Genomic DNA, 21,095 nt, shown 5'->3' with positions numbered 1-21,095 from the left:
CGGCTCAGGTCGCCGCGGCCAATGCCTGCGTCCGACTGCGCTGGCGTGCCCACTGCGCTACCAGTCGCACCGGGGTACCACACGCCTTGCGCTTGAACACAAAGTGACGGCACTTCTCGGCAAATTGACTGCGGTTGTGCACCATGTCCAGTTCCATCTCCTCCAGCTCGGCATTTCTGCAATGCTGCAGAAGTTGAGTGTCGAGCCGGTTCTTGCGCTCGCGCACAGCGGCATAGGCCGGATCGGTCAGCGCATTGCCCGCCCGTTGCAACAACCATACGCCAAACGCCTCCGGGCAGCGTGGGCCGATCTCCTGAACCATGCCCAGTTGCATCGCCTGGGTCGCGCTGACCGGCAGGCACTCCTCGCAGAGTTTTTCCGCCATCTGTGGGCCGACGGCGCGGGGCAGGCTGTAGGTCCGGTATTCGGAGCCATACAGCCCCATGGTTTTGTAGTGCGGGTTGAGCACGATATCCGCTCGGGCGAAGACAAAATCGGCGGCCAGCGCGAGCATCACGCCCCCGGCCCCGGCACTGCCCGTCAGACCGCTGACCACCAATTGCCGGGCACTGAGCAATTCCTCGCAGACGTCGTCGATCGCCTGGATATTGGCCCAGGCCTCCAGTCCTGGCGCCTCGGCGGCCTGGATCACGTTGAGGTGCACGCCGTTGGAGAAACTGCCGCGCCCGCCCTTGATCAGCAGCACCTGGGTGTCTCGGGATTTGGCCCAGCGCAGAGCGGTGACCAGTCGCAGGCATTGCTCGGTGCTCATGGCGCCGTTGTAAAACTCGAAGGTCAGCTCACCGACAGGCCCTGATTCACGGTAGCGGATCGGTTGATAGGTTTCGGTGTCAGGGGTTGAGGCGATCGATCCGTGGAGGATGGGCACGTCCTTCAGCTGTGCAGCCAGTACGTGCCGGGCCGGACGTTTGAAGGTTTCTTCGCCGGGCCGGGGTTTGCGGCGCAACGAACCGATCCACACACTGCGATCGCCGGTGGCGACCAGTACCGCGTCGTCGCGCACCGCCAGAATCTCTCCAGGGGTGCCGCTGCGTGAGTCCCGGTGGGCGTCGTACACGTAATACTGACCACCCGCCAGGCTCGCCAGAACGCCGGGTTGTCCGTCGGCGGCGTCGATGCAGCGTTTGATAAAGCGTGAGCAGTCATGCCAACTGAAGGTCCGATCATCCTGCTTCATGTTCGGTTGCAAGCGGCCCAACACCCGGGGATGGTCATAATCCACCGGTACCGGCACATAACCGTCGATGAATTTGTCCACGACATCAAGAATACAGCGGACCGCCGCATCGCTGACCGGGCCGTTGTACAGCTCGGATTTGCGCAGACCTTGGGGCAGGTTGAACTCGCAGGTGGACCAGACCGGCCCGGCATCCATTTCTTCCACGGCTTGCAGCGCAGTGACACCCCAACGGGTCAGCTTATGGGTGATGGCCCAGTCGAGTGCGCTGGCGCCGCGGTCACCGACAATGCCTGGATGAATAATCACCACCGGGCGTTCACAGTTGCGCCACAGTTGTTGCGGCACCCGGTCCTTCAGGAACGGGCAGATCACCAGGTCGGCGCCAGACTGTTCGATCTGCTCGCAGACGGTGTCTTCGTCGGTAAACAGCACCACGCTCGGGCTATGCCCCAACTGGCGCAACTCCAGCCAGGCCCTTTGGCTCAGGCCATTGAATGCCGATGACAACAGAATAATGTTGAGTGGTCGCATGTTTGACTCTTCCTTGAGAATGGCCGGTCATCGGCCTCGACTGGGCCTTCATTGGCCTTCGATGCAAGTTATCGTGCGGGAATTACAGGCGCTGGAAGTTGATTTGGGTCAAACCATTCCGGCTTGCTTGTCAGTTGAAAGAGTAGAGCGGACGCACTCGTACTGGCACCTGTAAGAACTAACAGTTTTTTAGACGAGTTTGTGATGGCGGCGGTAGCGAACGAAGGGGATGGATGGGTTCGCGACGGCTTATACAGTTTGAGAAGTCGATGCAGTACCCCTGTGGGAGCGGGCTTGCTCGCGAAGGCATCCTGTCATTCAGCATTGATGTCGGCTGACAAGACGCGTTCGCGAGCAAGCCCGCTCCCACAGGGGATAGTCGGTGTTGGTGAGGTCTTTGTTCAAAACGCGAAACAGGAACAGCCAAACGCCCCCCAGAATCCCTGGAAATCACTGACAGGGGCTGACGACAACCGTGCCCGCTCATGACTGTGCGCATGCACCGCGCACGCGCCGACGCATTGATGCATCTGCGCCGTCAGCGGCGCCATGGGCTTCCAATGGCCTGGCACCTTGGCCACGGGCGACCATTCCGGCACCACCGGCACGGGCGGCGGCCCGAGTTTTTCGAACTCGACGGCGCCATAGACGATCTTGCCGTCGACGATGGTCAACACCGACTCGATCCATTTGATCGCTTCATCGTCGATGTGAAAGTAGTCCGCCGACAGTGCAATCAGATCCGCCAGTTGCCCGACTTTGATCTGGCCTTTCTTGCCTTGTTCGGAGGAAAACCAGGCGCTGCCGTGGGTGAACAGTTCCAGCGCCGTATCGCGGCTCAAGCCTTGCGGGTACAGCTCCAGTCCGCCGACGGTGCGGCCGCTGACCAGCCAGTACATCGAAGTCCACGGGTTGTAGCTGGACACCCGCGTGGCGTCGGTGCCGGCGCCGACCGGAAGGCCTTCGGCGAGCATGCGCGCGATCGGTGGCGTGTTTTCGGCGGCTTTGGCACCATAACGGTCGACGAAATATTCGCCCTGAAAGGCCATGCGATCCTGGATGGCGATGCCGCCGCCCAAGGCTTTCACCCGCTCGATGTTCTGCGGTGTGATGGTTTCCGCATGATCGAAGAACCACGGCAAACCGTCGAACGGAATGTCGCGATTGACCTTCTCGAACACGTCGAGCATGCGGCTGATGGATTCGTTGTAGGTGGCATGCAGGCGGAACGGCCAGCGTTGCTCCACCAGATGGCGCACCACCGGTTCCAGTTCCTGTTCCATGGTTTGCGGCAGGTCCGGGCGCGGTTCGAGGAAATCCTCGAAGTCCGCGGCCGAGAACACCAGCATTTCCCCGGCACCGTTGTGCCGCAGGAAGTCGTCGCCCTGGCCGTAATGGGAAGTGCTGGTCCAGTTTTTGAAATCGGTCAGCTCTTCCTTGGGCTTCTGCGTGAACAGGTTGTAGGCGATGCGCACCGTGAGCTGCTGGTCTTTGGCCAGTTGCTGGATGACCTGATAGTCGTCCGGGTAATTCTGATAACCGCCGCCGGCATCGATGGCGCTGGTCACGCCGAGGCGATTGAGTTCGCGCATAAACTGGCGGGTCGAATTGACCTGATACTCCAGTGGCAATTTCGGTCCCTTGGCGAGGGTCGAGTAAAGAATCATCGCGTTCGGGCGGGCGATCAGCATGCCAGTGGGATCGCCGTTGGCGTCCCGCTGAATTTCTCCGCCCGGCGGGTTTGGCGTGTCACGGGTGTAACCGACCACTTTCAGCGCAGCGCGGTTGAGCAGGGCTCGGTCGTACAAGTGCAGAACAAACACCGGGGTATCCGGCGCAGCCTTGTTCAGCTCATCAATCGTCGGCAGGCGTTTTTCGGCGAACTGGAATTCGTTCCAGCCACCGACTACTCGCACCCATTGTGGCGTCGGCGTGCGGTCGGCCTGGTCCTTGAGCAGGCGTAAGGCATCGACCAGTGACGGCACGCCTTCCCAGCGCAGTTCGAGGTTGTAGTTCAGGCCACCGCGGATCAGGTGCAGGTGCGAGTCGTTGAGGCCGGGGATCACCGTGCGGCCATGCAAGTCGATGATCTGCGTGCCGGGGCCCTGCAGCGCCATGGCCTGGGCGTCGCTGCCGACCACCACGAAGCGTCCGTCCTTGATCGCGACGGCGCTGGCCTGGGGTTTCTTGCGATCGACAGTGTGCAGGCGTCCGTTGTACAGAATGAGGTCGGCGGGGGCATCGGGCATGGTTTTACTCCCTGCGAATAGCGGGCTGATCCAGGCACCGACGGCACCTGCCGAAAGGCCTTGCAGTACACGTCGGCGATTGAAACCGTCGTGGTCGTCAGGTGGGCTCATGGCAGTGCTCCACGCAATTCATTTGGGAGGCAAGCAGCCGATGTCTGACGCATACGGCCAGAAGGAATATAGACGGCAAATCCGTAGGTAGCCGTTTTCCGAGGGCAGAAAACGACGAATCCCGCCTCGAGGGGCGGGATTCGTTTGCAGCCAGACGTGTTCCCGAAGACCGGGAGCGGCGCGCTTAGGCCGGGAACAGCTCGGACAGTTTCATGGCCAGCATCATGTCGCCTTCAGCGCGCAGTTTGCCGCCCATGAACGCTTGCATGCCGTCGGTCGAACCGTCGACGATGCCTTGCAGGGTTTCGCCGTCCATCACCAGAGTGACCTGGGCGTCAGGGTTTTCGCCTTCTTGCAGCTCGCAGGTGCTGTCTTTGACGATCAGCGAGAAGTTCTTGGTGTCGTCGATGCGGAAACCGAATACCAGGTCCAGACCGGCAGCGGCGGCTGGGTTGAACTTGGCTTTCATTGCTTGTACGGCATCAGCTACGGAGGTCATGGTTCGATCCTTTCTTGGGTAATAAGAGCAGGGTAATTACAGCTGGTGATTACAGCCAGGGTCACAATAGTCCGGACTCAGCGAAACGTGATGAGTTCCGGTGCCTTCAACAGTTGCAAGTGCGCATGACTGTTGAAAGAAGACAGTGCCACCTCGCGACCACGAAACTTCAGCAGGTTGAGCGAGGTGTTGACGATTTGCCAGTTCAGTTCAAATGCCTGCCGTGCCGGCATTTGCGTAATGAGGTGGAGCAGGGCAGTGATGGTGCCGCCGGAGGTGAACACGGCGATTTTCTGGGTGTTGTCGGCACTTTCGAGGATGCGGTGAAGACCGGCCTGCACGCGTTCGACAAAGCCCAGCCAGCTTTCAAGCCCCGGCGTGTCATAGGTGCCGGCAAGCCAGCGTTCGATGATCAGGGCAAAGATGCGCTGGAACTCGGCGCGGTTCTGCGCGGCGTTGCGCAGGATCTCCAGTGCTTCGGGTTCATCCTCCAGCATGGCTGGCAGCAGCGCGCGGATCACCGCGTCGGCGTCGAATTCGTTGAAGGCGGAATCGGTTTCCAGGGTCGGCACCGGCAGGCCCACGGCAGCGAACTGTTCCAGCGCGCTGGTGGCCGTATGCTGCTGGCGGCGCAGGTCGCCCGAAAGGCATCGGTCGAAGCTGACACCCAGCTCGGCAAGGTGCTTGCCGAGGATTTCTGCCTGGCGAACACCGGTCGGCGACAGGACGTCATAGTCGTCTGCACCAAAGGAGGCCTGGCCATGTCGAATCAAGTAGATGCTGCCCACGTCCGCGTCATCCCGGTACGTTGAAGGTCTGGCGAGGTTATGAGTATGGCAGTGAGCTGTCAATGAAAAAACATACGCTTGTTTGAAATGCCCGTTACAGGCTTGTTGCCAGAGGTTTCACGGCTGGCCGCCGAGGCGGAGCATGGGTATGCTTGAGTTATCCCGCGCGTTTATCAGGCTGCGCATCGTTTTTGAAGGAGTCACTGTGGAGTTTTTGTCCGAATACGCCAGTTTCCTGGCCAAGACCGTGACACTGGTGATCGCCATTCTGGTGGTCCTGGCCAGTTTCGCGGCGTTGCGCAGCAAGGGGCGGCGCAAGTCGGCCGGGCAGTTGCAAGTCAGTAAACTGAATGATTTCTACAAAGAGCTGCGTGAACGCCTGGAGCAAACCTTGCTCGACAAGGACCAGCTCAAGGCCTTGCGCAAATCCCAGGCTAAAACCGATAAAAAGCAAAAGAAGAAACCCGAGGCCAAGCCACGGGTGTTCGTGCTGGATTTCGACGGCGACATCAAGGCGTCGGCCACTGAAAGCCTGCGCCACGAGATCACCGCGCTGTTGACGTTGGCGACGCCAAAGGATGAAGTCGTGCTGCGTCTGGAAAGCGGCGGCGGCATGGTTCACAGCTACGGCCTGGCGTCTTCGCAACTGGCGCGCATTCGCGATGCGGGTGTGCCGTTGACCATTTGCATCGACAAGGTCGCGGCCAGCGGCGGCTACATGATGGCGTGCATCGGCGAGAAGATCATCAGCGCTCCGTTCGCAATCCTGGGTTCTATCGGCGTCGTGGCGCAGTTGCCCAACGTCAATCGCTTGCTGAAAAAACACGATATCGACTTCGAAGTTCTAACCGCCGGCGAATACAAGCGCACCTTGACCGTGTTTGGCGAAAACACCGAGAAGGGCCGCGAGAAGTTTCAGGAAGACCTGGACATCACCCATCAGCTGTTCAAGAACTTCGTTTCGCGTTATCGCCCGCAACTGGCCATCGACGAGGTCGCCACCGGCGAAATCTGGCTCGGCATCGCTGCGTTGGACAAACAGCTGGTGGACGAGCTCAAGACCAGTGACGAATACCTCGCTGAACGGGCGAAGAAGTCCGAGCTGTACCACTTGCATTACGCCGAACGCAAAAGCCTGCAGGAGCGCATCGGCATGGCGGCCAGTGGTTCGGTCGATCGCGTCTTGCTGAGCTGGTGGAGCCGGTTGACCCAGCAACGTTTCTGGTAATCGTCCCAGGCATCACCGTCAGTAAAAAAACCGTGGAATGCCCACGGTTTTTTTTGGCCTTCAGAACGTGTTCATGCTTCTTGCGTAAATAACGAATTTTCCTAATGCCATTGTCGAACGGTCGCGCTTTCGTGGGGAGTCAGGTCGGGTAGGGTGACAGACCTGAATTGACTGCAATGGATTGCGCCATGAATGATCTCCCTCACCACGTTGCCAACCCTCATCCGGCCCCGTCGCTGCGAATGCGCGACGAACTGAAAGCTGCTCTGGACATCGCCATTCCACAAACGCCCGGCCAATGGGGCGAACGCCTGATCAAGGAAAAATGGGGGCAGGACATTGACCCGCAGACGACGCTGATGGTCACCCTCGATTATCACTACAAGGGCCACCCAGAGGAGAACGGTTTCCAGCAGGGCCAGGTGGCGAGCTCGCTGTCGCTGCTGCAAGCGCTGCTTTCAAATTATCAGACGGTTGGAGACGGGCGTTTTGCCGAGACCGCCTTTGGTCTGTACACACCGCCAGACGTTGGACCGACGGTGCGGATTGTCGAGCATGTCGACGAGTTCGCCGATCACGGCAGCGGCAATCACGAAACCTATGAAGGCATCTATCGGCAAACAACTCCGCAGACTTACGGTCCCGCCTCACAATTGAAACTGAGGCCGGCCGACTTCAAGAAATGGATCTGGGAGCTGGACTTCAAGCGCGTATACGAGGCCTATCTTGATCAGGCCTGGCCTTCTGACGAGCTGCTCATGGCGTCCAGACCGTACGCCTTGAGGACATCGGTCAAAGCTGCGTTCGTAATGACGGCCTGGTTGCAGTTCAAGGAACGATGCCTGTCTCAAAAAGGACTTGAACTCGCGATGCAAGCGGCTGGCTTGCCGCCCGGTCAGGCATGGGAAACTACAACCATCGAACAACTGCAAGCAGCGACGTGCACCCCATTGTCCGTCAGGGCCGGGCGTTTGAAGCTGTACCGTTACACCGCAACGGATATCTGGGCGTTCCGTGACATTGCCAGTACCCGAGTGCTGTTGTACATCCCCGGTAACTCTTCACCGATGCACGAATTCACCGATGCCACTCAACTGCACCAATGGGTTGTCGCGCAGGGCAACCTCAGCGAGACAAAGCAGGCGTTGGCCGCCCATTTTGCCGAAGAGGATCGCGAGGACGGTACGTTTCATGCGGGCGTGCTGACGGCATTGGACGGCATGGCGCAATATCCCGCGATACACCGGTTGACCAACAACGCCGGTTTTTTCAATAACGATGGTTACTGGTGCCCCGCCGATTACATTGGCTACGACGATCCCCCATCGGCGACCGATCCGTTTGCGCAACTGGTGCTGACCATGAAGCAGGCCGCCCGCGCCAGTATCAAAAGCATTCGTACCGATGCACAGGTCAATCGTGACAATTTAAGTGCGGTGGTCGAGCCGGTGGTGCAGTGGATCAGCCGGTTCGGGCCCTTGGCGTTGTTCGTTCCGGGAGGCGAAGGCGTATTGGCGCTGGCCGGGCTTATTGACGCCGGTTACGGTCTTGATCAGGCAGTAAACGGTGAAACACCGCACGAACGGTCGGAAGGCGTGACGCGCACCGTGTTCGGTTTGCTGAATGCGCTGCCGATAGCCGCTGAGGTGGCGCTGAAGGGTGAAACTGCGGTCGCCCATTCAGAAGAAGGTGTGAGACCTGCGACGGAAATATCCGTTGCCTCAGCGCCACACCCAACGAGCCTGGCACTGCCGACACGGGTCGAGCTGATCCGCGGCATCGGCCCGTCCGTGGCGTCTTTCAGTGATGACGTCCTGGCACAGATCGGCAAAGTCAGCGCGATAGACGACGATATGTTGCGGCTGATGCAGACAGGGCATCCACCGACGCCTCTGCTGGCTGACACCATCAGTCGCTTCAAGATCGATCAGGATCTTGGTCCGGGCGGCGCAGCCGAGCCGTTCAACAGCCGTTACGCAGCGCTTCAACACTCGGAGCATGAGTGGGTTCGGCTGTTTCAACGCGAATATCCGGGACTGCCCAAAAACGCCATTGAACAAATGCTCGACCGCTACGGCGTGAATATCCAAGCGGCGCCCAACGTGACGGAGGTCAGGCAAGTGTTCGCACGCCTGGACGGCAAGGCACGGCAATACCAGCAGCATGTGCGGCTCAATCGAGCCTATGAAAGCCTATATCTTCGTTCCGTCGTTAATCCGGAGTCGGACACACTGGCTTTGCACTCACTCCAGAATCTGCCCGGTTGGCCGAAAAGCCTTCGGATCGATGTGCTCGATCAAACCGCCATCGGAAGAGTGCTGGACCGCAGCGGTCCACTTGACGCAACGAACGTCCGACACCTGATCAAGACCAGCGATCACTACCTGCATCACGGCATGCAGACTGACTTCTACCAAGCGCTGCTGGGTGTGCTGTCAGAAGACGAGCGTTCAGCGTTGCATTTGGTATCGCTTGATCCGGCCAGTGAATTGCGGCTGAAAATCAGTGATCAGGCATTACCCCGGTCAGAATTCAGACTCGGCCTCGGGAGAATGGACGCCCGGTTACCCTTCGAGCCGCAGGGACTCAGAGGCGGCGGCTTTCCGTCAACGCCCCAGTCCGAGGCGCTGACGCACCAGATGATGCGGCTGCAACTCAAAGAGGTCTATCCGGAGTTCACCGATGCCCAGGCGGATGTTGTTCTGCAACGGGAAGGCGTAAACGCACAGACTCACATTGAGTGGTTGAAGCAACAGCTGCAGCAACTCGACACCGACCTGACCGCCTGGGTAAATCAGGTGGAGGACGACGTCCATGACATGGATATCGATTTTCTGAACGCGAATGATCCCGCAGCGGCGGGACTGAACGCTGCCCAAATCGAAGCCTATAACGCTCAGCCGGAACAGATTGAAATACAAAACGAACGTGCCATTCGAAATGAGTTGGCGGAGCAGTTGGTCGACATTTGGCAACAGCGCAGACCGCCGCAGGATGTTCTCCCGGCAGGGAATCAGATACGCGGCGTCAAGCTGGATCTCGACTTCGAGAATTACCACCGATTGCCTGATTTGAATGTTCGGTTCAATAACGTTCTCGAATTATCGATGCGCGGCTTCCACCTGACCGAAGAGGAAAGCCTGAACGGGTTTCTAGAGAGTTTTCCAAATCTTGAAGGGCTGAATCTGGAAAGTGTCGACCTGAGTCACTTCAACCCGGGCGGGGACGCGCAACGCGCCATGCCTCCTGCAATCAATCAGATGCGGCATCTCACTACGCTGAATCTCAGGTCGACAAACCTGACTTTCAGTGAACACTCGGCTTCTCAACTGACTGATCTGACCGGTTTACGCACTCTGGTTCTGAGCGACAACCCATTGGGTGTCCCGCCTTTGGTGTTGGGGATGAACGACTTGCGTTGGCTCGACTTGAGAAATACCCGGATCAGTACTTGCCCGATCGGGATTATGGACCTGCCTTATCTGGAGAGCCTGGATCTACGCAATAACTGGATAAACCGGGTTCCCCAGCCGGTGCTGAATCAAGCTATCGCCAGGGATCGCGTGCTGCTGCAGGGTAATCAGTTAACGGACGAGGACACCCTGTTGCGTATCATGGGCCACCGGCGGCGAACAGGAATCAACCTGTGGTTGAGCGAGCCCGGCCCCAATTACGGCAACCCCATCGAGTGGTTGCGCGAAGGCAATAACGGGCAACGGGAAGCCCGAGTATTGACGTGGCAGAGACTCGCAGCCCGGCCCCATGGCGAACGGTTCTTGAGAATAGTGGATGGACTGAGCCTGACGGCGGATTTCCGGGTTGACTATCTGTCGCTTCAGGCGAGGGTGTGGCAACTTCTCGGCGACGCCGATGCGTCAGAAGCGCTGTGGACACGACTGGTTCAGGAAATTGAAGCGGCTCAGGTCGATCCGCAAAACCCGTTTACGCTGTTCACGGCACTTGAAGACCGTGCCCGGCTTTATCGGGACTGGGTGGCCATGGGGCAGCCGTTTCCGATAGACGCGCAGTAAAGGGAGAACCTTGAACCCCGGATGGGGTTCAAGGTGTGACGATCAGCGGCGACGGAACAGCGGCAGCGGTTCGTCGGTGGCGGCCTGATAGGTCACCGAGAAGTCCTTGAGGCCTTCAAGGGCTTCGTACGGGTCTTTATCGGCGCGAATGGCAAATGCGTCGAAACCGCAGCGGTGCATGTAGAACAACTGGTCGCGCAGCACATCGCCGATCGCCCGCAGTTCGCCTTTGAAGCCGTAGCGGTCACGCAGCAGACGGGCGTTGGAGTAGTTGCGACCATCGGTGAAGGCCGGGAAATTCAGGGCAATCACCTGGAACTGATCGACGTCGTCACCGATTTCTTCGGCTTCTTCATCGGCATCCAGCCACACGCCCAAGCCGCCATCGCGGGCCTTGAGCATGCGACTGTGTTCACGCCATAGCGTCAGCGGGACGATCAGGTCGTCGCAGTTGCTGATCTCGTCGATGTTGAAGTCCTTGGGCAGCAAGTGCCAGGTTTCGTCGACGACTTCGTTGTTCTTAATGATTCGCTGCATAGACGCGCTCCTTGAAGAGGTCGATGCCAATACGCTGATAAGTGTCGATGAAACGCTCGTCTTCGGTACGTTGCTCGATGTACACGTTGATCAGCTTCTCGATCACATCAGGCATGGCTTCCTGGGCGAAGGACGGGCCGAGGATCTTGCCCAGGCTGGCATCGCGGCTGGCGCTGCCACCGAGGGATACCTGATAGAACTCTTCGCCTTTCTTGTCCACCCCGAGGATACCGATGTGGCCGACGTGGTGGTGACCACAGGCGTTCATGCAGCCGGAGATGTTCAGGTCCAGCTCGCCGATGTCGAACAGGTAGTCCAGGTCTTCGAAACGACGCTGGATCGACTCCGCGATCGGGATCGACTTGGCGTTGGCCAGCGAGCAGAAATCGCCGCCGGGGCAGCAGATGATATCGGTCAGCAAGCCGATGTTCGGCGTGGCGAAACCTTGCTCGCGCAACTCGCCCCACATCGCGAACAGTTGGGTCTGTTCAACGTCGGCCAGAATGATGTTCTGTTCGTGGGAGGTGCGCAGTTGACCGAAGCTGTAGCGATCGGCCAGGTCGGCGACGGCGTCCAGCTGCTTGTCGGTGATGTCGCCCGGCGCAACGCCGGTCGGCTTCAGGGACAGGGTCACTGCCACATAACCCGGCTTCTTGTGGGCCAGGGTGTTGCGGGTGCGCCAGCGGGCGAAGCCCGGATGTTGTTTGTCGAGCTCGGCCAGTTCGGCTGCCTGGTTGTCCAGGGCCTTGTAGTCCGGATCGACGAAGTGTTTGGCGACGCGATGCACTTCGGCTTCGGTCAGCGTGGTCTGGCCACCGCGAAGGTGTTCCATTTCCGCGTCGACTTTCTGCGCGAAGACTTCAGGCGTCAGGGCCTTCACCAGAATCTTGATCCGCGCCTTGTACTTGTTGTCACGACGGCCATAGCGGTTGTAGACCCGCAGGATGGCGTCGAGGTAGCTCAACAGGTCTTGCCACGGCAGGAATTCATTGATGAACGCGCCCACCACCGGCGTACGGCCGAGGCCACCACCGACCAGCACACGGAAACCCAGTTCGCCAGCGGCGTTGTGCACCGGCTCAAGGCCGATGTCATGGACTTCGATGGCAGCACGGTCGGAGGTCGAACCGTTGATGGCGATCTTGAACTTGCGCGGCAAGTAAGCGAATTCAGGGTGGAACGTGGTCCACTGGCGAACGATCTCGCACCATGGGCGCGGGTCGATCAGCTCATCGGCCGCGACACCGGCGAACTGGTCGGTGGTGACGTTGCGCAGGCAGTTGCCGCTGGTCTGGATCGCGTGCATCTGCACGGTGGCTAGCTCAGCGAGAATGTCCGGGATGTCTTCCAGCGCCGGCCAGTTGAACTGCACGTTCTGCCGGGTGCTGATGTGGGCATAGCCCTTGTCGTAGTCGCGGGCGATCTTGGCCATCATTCGCGTCTGGCGCGAAGTCAGTTGGCCGTAAGGCACCGCCACCCGCAACATCGGCGCGAAGCGTTGGATATAAAGCCCGTTTTGCAGGCGCAGGGGGCGGAATTCTTCTTCGCTCAGCTCGCCTGCCAGATAGCGTCGGGTCTGATCACGGAACTGCTTGACGCGGTCCTCGATGATCCGCTGATCGTACTCGTCATATACGTACATATAAGTCCTGTTCTCAGGCTTGGGCCGGTCGGATCCCGTTGCGTTTTTTCGCCTGGAGGTCTCCGGTACTGCCTCGGCAATTCTGCGCGCACGGCCGCGCACTCCCTACGGAGCCGGGGCAAGATACCAGTTTGCAGTTATGCGCAAAAGTGATGTTTGAGTATATGTAAAGAACCAAAACGACTAACGAGAGCCGTTATTGATAAACCCGTATTTGTCGTGCGGGCAATCGTCGTCTTTACTGTGGTCGAGTCTTTATGCAATCACCGATAAAACCGACAAGAGGCGATGCAATGAGCAACCCTACCAAAGCGACAAAGCCTGACAGCACGGTCGATGCCTGGGCGATTCTGTTCCTGATCATCCTGGTCGTGGGCACTGCGGTATTTTGGGTCAGCCATCAATAACCGACCCCGTCCGGGCCCGGTTCCGACGATTGTCGGACAAAAGCCGGAATAAACACCGTTTTCCGGGGCTTCGCTGGCTATAATGCGCGGCGAAATTTCGGGGGCTCGGACGTTAATGTTGAAGTTTTTCTACACCTTCTTGCTGATGCTTGGCGCGGCTTACGGCCCTGTTGCGCATGCGGAATCGGTGTTGTTCCTGAATCCCGGGAAGACGGATGAAACCTTCTGGGTCAGCTATTCGCAATTTATGCAGGCGGCTGCCACGGATCTGGGCATCGATCTGCGGATTCTCTATTCCCAACGCATGCCCGAACTCACCGTGGCGCAAGCCCGTCTTGCGCTGCAAGGTCCTGATCGTCCGGACTATCTGGTGTTCGTCAACGAACAGTATGTCGCTCCGCAAATTTTGCGTCTGGCCCAAGGCAGCGGGGTCAAACTGTTCACGGTCAACGCTGCGCTGACGGCCAACCAGCTGAGTCTGTTGGGCGAACGCTCCGATCGATTGGGCAGCCTGGTGCCGAACGACGAGGAGGGCGGTTACCTGATGCTCAAGGATCTGATCCGCCAGCATCCCCCGGTAGCGCCCGGCGAGGTCATCGAGCTACTGGCGTTTTCCGGCTTGAAGATCACACCGTCGGCGCAGTTGCGCGAGCAAGGCATGATGCGCGCCTTGGCCGAGCACCCTGAAGTGCGTTTGCGCCAACTGGTTTACGGCGGCTGGACCCAGGGCCGGGCCTATGAACAAGCCAAATTGCTGTTCCGGCGTTATCCGAAGGTCTCGCTGGTGTGGTCGGCCAATGACGAAATGGCGTTTGGCGCCATGCAGGCGTATTCGGAGACGGGTGGAGTGCCCGGCAAAGATGCGTTGTTCAGCGGAGTGAACGCGTCGCCCGCCGCGTTGCAGGCGATGGTTGACGGGCGCTTGAGCGTATTGTTGGGCGGACACTTCACGTTGGGCGGTTGGGCGCTCGTGGAGTTGCATGACCATGAAAAGGGTGTGGACCTGGACCAGTACGGCGGGCGCGACCGGCTGATTCCGTTACTGCAATTGATCGACAAGGCCCAGGCCAAGCGGTTGCTGGCCATGGGCGCATCGCCGAATTATGGGGTGAACTTCCGTCGCTTGTCGGCCAAGGGGCGGCCGACGTCCTATCGCTATCCGTTCAGCCTGAAAACCCTGATGCACTAACGTCCCGCCAGATGCACCACCAATTGCACGATGCCAAACAGCGTCAGGGCAAACACCGCCGTGAACAGAATCCCCAGAATCACGAAATGACTCGGCTTGCCGTGGGTGAAATCCCGCGCCCGGTTCTTCCCGCTCTGCACCCCGAACGCGGCCGCCAAGACGCTGTGCAGCATCTGCCAGAAGCTCGGTGGTTTGTTGTCGACTGGATCGTCCATAAATCCCTCGTCACTTATGTGTGAGAGCTAAGCATAGACAATCCATGGCATGCACAAACCAAATGTGGGAGCTAGCCTGCTAGCGATGGCGGCGTGACAGTCAACGAAAGTGTTGAATGTTATGACCCCTTCGCTAGCAGGCTAGCTCCCACAGTAGATCTTCACTGGCTTAAGGGTTAGTTGTCGTAACCGAGGTTCGGTGCCAGCCACCGCTCAGTCACGCTCAACTCCTGCCCTTTACGCGACGTGTAGCTCTGCACCTGGTCTTTGTCGATCTTGCCTACCGCAAAATACTGCGCCTGCGGGTGAGCGAAGTACCAGCCGCTGACCGCCGCTGCCGGGAACATTGCGTAGTGTTCGGTGAGGAACACACCGCTGCGGCCAGCCTGCATTTCGCTGGCTTCAGGGTCGAGCAAGGCAAACAGGGTGCTTTTCTCGGTGTGATCCGGGCAGGCCGGATAGCCGGGAGCAGGGCGGATGCCGGTGTATTGCTCTTTGATCAGCGCCTCGTTGTCGAGCGTCTCATCCTTGGCGTAACCCCAGTAGTCTTTACGCACTTGCTGGTGCAGCCATTCGGCGCAGGCCTCGGCCAAACGGTCGGCCAGAGCCTTGACCATGATTGAGTTGTAATCGTCGCCAGCGTCTTGATAGGCCTTGGCCACTTCTTCTGCACCGATGCCGGCGGTGGTGATGAAGCCACCTACGTAGTCGGTGATTTCGCTGTCCTTCGGCGCGACGAAGTCGGCGAGGGAGAAGTTTGGCTTGCCGTCGGTCTTGATGATTTGCTGACGCAGGTGATGCAGCTTGGCCAATGGCTTGCCGTCATCGCCATAGACTTCGATGTCGTCGTCGCGCACCTGGTTGGCTGGCCAGAAGCCGAACACTGCGCGGGCGCTGATGAGTTTTTCGTCGATCAGTTTGGCGAGCATTTCCTGGGCATCGGCGTACAGGGCGGTAGCGGCCTCACCGACCACTTCATCCGTGAGGATGCGCGGGAACTTGCCGGCCAGGTCCCAGGAGATAAAGAACGGCGTCCAGTCGATGTACTCGGCCAGCACCTTCAGATCAATGTTGTCCAGCACACGCGATCCGGTAAAGGTCGGTTTGACCGGCTCATAGGCGCTCCAGTCGAACTGCGGCTTCTTGGCGATGGCGGCCGGGTAGCTTAGGCGTTCGGTGCGGGCGCTGCGGTTGGCGGTGCGCTCGCGAACGTCGATGTATTCCAGGCGGGTCTTCTCGACAAACGCCGGTTTCAATTCCTTGGACAGCAACTGCGTCGCCACGCCCACGGCGCGGGAGGCGTCGGTGACGTAGATCACCGCATCGTTGCTGTACTTCGGCTCGATCTTCACCGCCGTGTGCGCCTTGGAAGTGGTCGCGCCACCGATCATCAGGGGTAAATGGAAGTCCTGGCGCTGCATCTCACGGGCGACGTGGACCATTTCATCCAGCGAAGGCGTGATCAGACCGGACAGGCCGATGATGTCGCACTTCTGCTCCTTGGCAACCTGCAGGATCTTCTCGGCCGGGACCATCACGCCGAGGTCGACGATGTCGTAGCCGTTACAACCCAGCACCACGCCAACGATGTTCTTGCCGATGTCGTGCACGTCGCCCTTCACCGTAGCCATCAGGATCTTGCCCTTGGCTTGCGGCTTGTCACCTTTTTCCAGCTCGATGAACGGGATCAAGTGGGCTACGGCTTGCTTCATCACACGGGCGGATTTCACTACTTGCGGCAGGAACATTTTGCCGGCACCGAACAGGTCGCCGACGATGTTCATGCCGGACATCAGCGGGCCTTCGATCACTTCGATCGGGCGGGCGAACGACTGGCGCGATTCTTCGGTGTCTTCAACGATGTGCGTGGTGATGCCCTTGACCAGCGCATGCTCCAGACGCTTGTTGACGTCCCAGTTGCGCCACTCTTCGGTCTCGGCTTCCTTGACGCTGCCGTCGCCCTTGTACTTGTCGGCAATGGCGAGGAGGGCGTCAGTGCCGTTCGGAGTGCGGTTGAGTACTACGTCTTCAACCGCATCGCGCAGCTCGGCCGGGATCTGGTCGTAGATCTCCAGCTGGCCGGCGTTGACGATGCCCATGGTCAGGCCGTTGCGGATCGCGTACAGCAGGAACACCGAGTGGATCGCCTCGCGCACCGGGTTGTTGCCACGGAACGAGAACGACACGTTGGAAACGCCGCCCGAGGTCAGCGCGTACGGCAGCTCGTCGCGGATGTAGGCGCAGGCGTTGATGAAGTCCACGGCGTAGTTGTTGTGTTCTTCAATGCCGGTGGCCACGGCAAAGATGTTCGGGTCGAAGATGATGTCTTCCGGCGGGAAGCCGACTTCGTTGACCAGAATGTCGTAGGAGCGTTTGCAGATTTCTTTCTTGCGCGCTTCGGTGTCGGCCTGACCAGCCTCGTCGAATGCCATCACGACGACTGCGGCACCGTAGCGCTTGCACAGTTTGGCGTGGTGAATGAATTGCTCGACGCCTTCTTTCATGCTGATCGAGTTGACGATGCCCTTGCCCTGGATGCATTTCAGGCCGGCTTCGATCACTTCCCACTTCGAGGAGTCGATCATGATCGGCACGCGGGAGATGTCCGGTTCACCGGCAATCAGATTGAGGAAGGTCACCATGGCCTTCTTCGAATCGAGCATCCCCTCGTCCATGTTGATGTCGATGATCTGGGCGCCGGCTTCAACCTGTTGCAAGGCGACTTCCAGCGCTTCGGTGTAATTGTCTTCACGGATCAGCCGGGCGAACTTGGCGGAACCAGTGATGTTGGTGCGCTCGCCGACGTTGACGAACAACGAACTGCGATCGATGGTGAACGGTTCCAGACCGGAGAGGCGGCAAGCCTTCGGGATTTCCGGAATAACACGTGGCGCATAACCGGCCACGGCGTTGGCGATGGCTTCGATGTGACCCGGCGTGGTGCCGCAGCAGCCGCCGACGATGTTGAGGAAGCCGCTCTGGGCGAACTCTTCGATGACCTTGGCGGTTTCCGACGGCAGTTCGTCGTACTCACCGAATTCGTTCGGCAGACCGGCATTCGGGTGCGCCGAAACGTGGGTGCCGGCCTTGTTCGACAGCTCTTCCAGGTACGGACGCAACTCACTGGCACCGAGGGCGCAGTTCAGGCCGACCGAGATTGGCTTGGCGTGGGCCACCGAGTTCCAGAACGCTTCGGTGGTCTGGCCGGACAGGGTGCGGCCGGAGGCGTCGGTGATGGTGCCGGAGATCATGATCGGCAGTTCGACGCCCAGCTCTTCGAACACCCCTTGCACCGCGAAGATCGCCGCTTTGGCGTTCAGTGTGTCGAAAATGGTTTCGATCAGGATCAGGTCGGCGCCACCTTCGATCAGGCCTTTGGTGGCCTCGGTGTAGTTTTCCACCAGTTCATCGAAGGTCACGTTGCGATAGCCGGGGTTGTTCACGTCCGGCGACAGCGAGCAGGTGCGGCTGGTCGGGCCGAGGACGCCGGCAACGAAGCGCGGCTTGTCCGGGTTCTCCAGGGTTTTCGCATCGGCGACCTTGCGCGCCAGGCGGGCACCTTCTACGTTCAGTTCGTAGGCCAGCTCTTCCATGCCGTAATCGGCCATGGAAATCCGGGTGGCGTTAAAGGTGTTGGTTTCCAGAATGTCGGCGCCGGCATCCAGGTAGGCTTTCTCGATGCCGCCAATCACGTCAGGGCGGGTCAGCACCAGCAGGTCGTTGTTGCCCTTGACGTCGCTCGGCCAGTCGGCGAAGCGTTTGCCCCGGTAATCCTGCTCTTCGAGCTTGTAGCTCTGGATCATCGTGCCCATGCCGCCATCGAGAATCAGGATGCGCTCTTTGAGGGCGTGCTTGAGAGCTTGAAGGCGAACACTGCGATCGGACATTGGGACTACTCGAAAAGACCATGACGAAGGGCCGGGATAATAGCAAACCTGTGCGGTTTTAGAGCATGTCCCGGTTTTGCATGAATATCGCTCATGTTGGGGCGCGTGCTGGCCCGGTAGAATCGCGGCGTTTTTTCAGGATCAGGACCAGGGACATGTCGTATCGCGTCATCACCAGCATTTTTATGCTGCTTTTAAGCTGGGGTGCCGTTGCGCAAGGTCCGGCGATTTCCTACACGCAGGATATCCAACCGATCTTCACCGAAAAGTGCGTGGCCTGCCATGCCTGCTACGACTCCGCCTGTCAGCTCAATCTGGGCAGCGGTGAAGGGGTGGCGCGTGGCGCGACCAAATCCCCGGTCTACGATGGCGAACGCAGCCAGGCCGCCGCGCCGACCCGGTTGTTTTATGACGCGTTCGGTAAACGCGCCTGGCAGCAGAAGGGCTTCTATTCGGTCCTTGACGCCCAAGGCAGCCAGGCTGCTTTGATGGCGCGAATGCTGGAGCTGGGCCACACAACCCCGCTGCAACCCAATGCCAAGTTGCCGCAAGACATCGTCCTGGGCTTGAACCGGGAAAACATGTGCGCCATGCCGGCGGAGTTCGGCGGCTACGCCAGCACCCATCCGAAAGAAGGCATGCCGCTGGCGGTCACCGGCCTGACCGACCAGCAATACCAGACGCTGCAACGCTGGCTGGCCTCCGGCGCGCCCATTGATGAGCAAGGCCTGGTGCCTTCAGCGAAAGAAGCGTTACAGGTGGTGCAGTGGGAAAATCTGCTCAATTCGCCGGGTGCCAGACAAAGCCTGGTCGGCCGCTGGTTATTCGAGCATTGGTTCCTCGCTCATCTCTATTTCAAGGACGGCGAGCCGGGGCACTTCTTCCAGTGGGTCCGTTCGCGAACCCCGACTGGCCAGCCGATCGATCTGATCAATACCCGGCGCCCGAACGACGATCCGGGCACCCAGGTGTATTACCGCTTGTGGCCGGTGCAAGGCGTAATCGTGCACAAGACCCACATCACCTATCCGCTGAGCGCAGCGAAGATGGCGCGGATCAAAAGCCTGTTTTACAACGGTCAATGGCAGGTCAACGCCTTGCCGGGGTACGGTCCGGAACGCCGGGCCAATCCGTTCACCACTTTCGAAGCGATCCCGGCGCAGGCGCGTTATCAGTTCATGCTCGATAACGCCGAATACTTTGTGCGCACCTTCATTCGTGGGCCGGTCTGCCGTGGCCAGATTGCTACCGACGTGATCCGTGATCACTTCTGGGCACTGTTCCAGGCGCCGGAACACGACCTCTACATCACCGACCCGAACTACCGCGGCCAGGCCACGCCGTTGCTGGCGATGCCGGGGCAGAACGACGATGTGGGCAGCGTCCTGAGCCTGTGGCATGACTACCGCAACAAACGCAACGAGTACGAAGCGCTGCGTCGGGACAATTACGCGCAATTGCCGGCACCGAGCTGGTCGACCTTGTGGGCGGGCAATGACAACGCGTTGCTGAGCATCTTTCGGCATTTCGACAGTGCTTCGGTGAACAAGGGCCTGATCGGCGACGTGCCGCAAACCCTCTGGCTGTTTGACTTCCCGCTGTTGGAGCGCACGTATTATCAGTTGGCGGTCAACTTCGACGTGTTCGGCAACGTGTCGCACCAAGCGCAGACGCGCCTGTATTTCGACCTGATCCGCAACGGCGCAGAGCAGAATTTTCTGCGCCTGATGCCGGCCGATTCACGGGACGATTACCTCAACGATTGGTATCAGGCCGGCGGCCAATTCAAGATGTGGCTGGATTACGAAGCCATCGACAACGACACGCCAACGGCGCTGAAACTGGATGAGAAAGATCCCAAACGCGACTTCGCGATGCAGTTGTTGACCCGTTACGGCGAACTCAATGCCAGGCCCGATCCGATCAACCGCTGCGATGGCGCTTACTGCTCGCGGCCGAACATCGACCCGGCATTGCAGAGTGCCGAGCAGGCCTTGAGTCGCCTGACGTCACGCCCGGCGGCGGGTTTGAAGGTCATCGATCAGTTGCCGGAGGCGACCATGCTGCGCATCGAGACGGCGAGCGGCAAGCGTGAGGTCTACAGCCTGTTGCGCAACCGCGCTCATAGCAATGTGGCGTTCCTGCTCGGTGAGTCGCGGCGTTATCAGCCAGGGCTCGACACCGTGACGATTTTTCCGGGCGTGCTCAGCAGCTATCCGAATTTCATGTTCAACATTCCGGCCGATCAGGTGCCGGCGTTCGTCGATGCGATGGAAAGCGCCAAGGACGCGCACCGTTTCGAAAAAATCGTCGAGCGCTGGGGCATTCGCCGCAGCCATCCGCAGTTCTGGTTCTACTTCCATGACCTGAGTCGCTATATCCACGAAACCGAGCCGGTGGAAGAGGGCGTGCTGGACATGAACCGGTACGAGAATCTTTGATCGACCTTTAAGGGTGGGCAGGTGTCGGATTTCATAGGCACCGCCAATCCCTTGTGGGAGCGAGCCTGCTCGCGATAGCGGTGTATCAGGCAAATCAATATCGACTGACACTCCGCTATCGCGAGCAGGCTCGCTCCCA

12 protein-coding genes are annotated in these 21,095 nt (G+C 59.4%); 4 read left to right on the top strand and 8 right to left on the bottom strand.

What is annotated here, in order from left to right:
- Positions 1-4: 4 nt before the first annotated feature.
- The 4 genes from ACA060_RS15695 to ACA060_RS15680 form a co-directional block, all read right to left on the bottom strand.
- Positions 5-1,732: a hydrogenase maturation protein gene (locus tag ACA060_RS15695; protein ID WP_497311705.1), complete on the bottom strand. Its 1,728-nt coding sequence runs from the start codon at positions 1,730-1,732 to the stop codon at positions 5-7.
- A 401-nt stretch (positions 1,733-2,133) separates the two neighbouring features.
- On the bottom strand, positions 2,134-3,981 hold the full coding sequence (locus ACA060_RS15690) for an amidohydrolase (protein ID WP_497318260.1): 1,848 nt from the start codon (positions 3,979-3,981) through the stop codon (positions 2,134-2,136).
- 295 nt (positions 3,982-4,276) lie between these two features.
- The gene (locus tag ACA060_RS15685) at positions 4,277-4,591 is read right to left on the bottom strand and encodes an SCP2 sterol-binding domain-containing protein (RefSeq protein ID WP_426205832.1); all 315 of its coding nucleotides are present in this window, start codon (positions 4,589-4,591) and stop codon (positions 4,277-4,279) included.
- A 77-nt stretch (positions 4,592-4,668) separates the two neighbouring features.
- On the bottom strand, positions 4,669-5,379 hold the full coding sequence (locus ACA060_RS15680; RefSeq protein ID WP_497311704.1) for a histidine phosphatase family protein: 711 nt from the start codon (positions 5,377-5,379) through the stop codon (positions 4,669-4,671).
- Between the two features lie 205 nt (positions 5,380-5,584).
- On the opposite strand from ACA060_RS15680, the gene sohB reads away from it, so the two are divergent.
- Both sohB and ACA060_RS15670 read left to right on the top strand, forming a co-directional pair.
- Positions 5,585-6,607, top strand: a complete 1,023-nt coding sequence (sohB, locus tag ACA060_RS15675; protein WP_010460936.1) for a protease SohB — start codon at positions 5,585-5,587, stop codon at positions 6,605-6,607.
- A 188-nt stretch (positions 6,608-6,795) separates the two neighbouring features.
- The gene (locus ACA060_RS15670) at positions 6,796-10,638 is read left to right on the top strand and encodes a dermonecrotic toxin domain-containing protein (protein ID WP_497311703.1); all 3,843 of its coding nucleotides are present in this window, start codon (positions 6,796-6,798) and stop codon (positions 10,636-10,638) included.
- 42 nt (positions 10,639-10,680) lie between these two features.
- Here ACA060_RS15670 and ACA060_RS15665 read toward each other — a convergent pair whose 3' ends face one another.
- Positions 10,681-11,175: a DUF934 domain-containing protein gene (locus tag ACA060_RS15665; RefSeq protein WP_497311702.1), complete on the bottom strand. Its 495-nt coding sequence runs from the start codon at positions 11,173-11,175 to the stop codon at positions 10,681-10,683.
- On the bottom strand, positions 11,159-12,817 hold the full coding sequence (locus ACA060_RS15660; protein WP_497311701.1) for a nitrite/sulfite reductase: 1,659 nt from the start codon (positions 12,815-12,817) through the stop codon (positions 11,159-11,161). The genes ACA060_RS15665 and ACA060_RS15660 overlap by 17 nt, the downstream gene beginning before the upstream one ends.
- 522 nt (positions 12,818-13,339) lie before the next feature.
- Between ACA060_RS15660 and ACA060_RS15655 the strand changes: the two genes are divergently transcribed.
- Complete coding sequence (locus tag ACA060_RS15655; protein WP_497311700.1) at positions 13,340-14,413, top strand: ABC transporter substrate-binding protein; 1,074 nt, start codon at positions 13,340-13,342, stop codon at positions 14,411-14,413.
- Here ACA060_RS15655 and ACA060_RS15650 read toward each other — a convergent pair.
- The gene (locus ACA060_RS15650; RefSeq protein WP_497311699.1) at positions 14,410-14,628 is read right to left on the bottom strand and encodes a DUF2970 domain-containing protein; all 219 of its coding nucleotides are present in this window, start codon (positions 14,626-14,628) and stop codon (positions 14,410-14,412) included. The genes ACA060_RS15655 and ACA060_RS15650 overlap by 4 nt on opposite strands.
- 176 nt (positions 14,629-14,804) lie before the next feature.
- On the bottom strand, positions 14,805-18,515 hold the full coding sequence (gene metH / locus ACA060_RS15645; protein WP_497311698.1) for a methionine synthase: 3,711 nt from the start codon (positions 18,513-18,515) through the stop codon (positions 14,805-14,807).
- 155 nt (positions 18,516-18,670) lie between these two features.
- On the opposite strand from metH, the gene ACA060_RS15640 reads away from it, so the two are divergent.
- On the top strand, positions 18,671-20,956 hold the full coding sequence (locus ACA060_RS15640) for a fatty acid cis/trans isomerase (RefSeq protein ID WP_497311697.1): 2,286 nt from the start codon (positions 18,671-18,673) through the stop codon (positions 20,954-20,956).
- The last annotated feature ends 139 nt before the right edge of the window (positions 20,957-21,095 follow it).

This window comes from Pseudomonas sp. LBUM1671, from assembly GCF_059695685.1.
The sequence above is the reverse complement of the archived record's forward strand: the minus strand, read 5'-3'. Positions and strand labels throughout refer to the sequence as shown.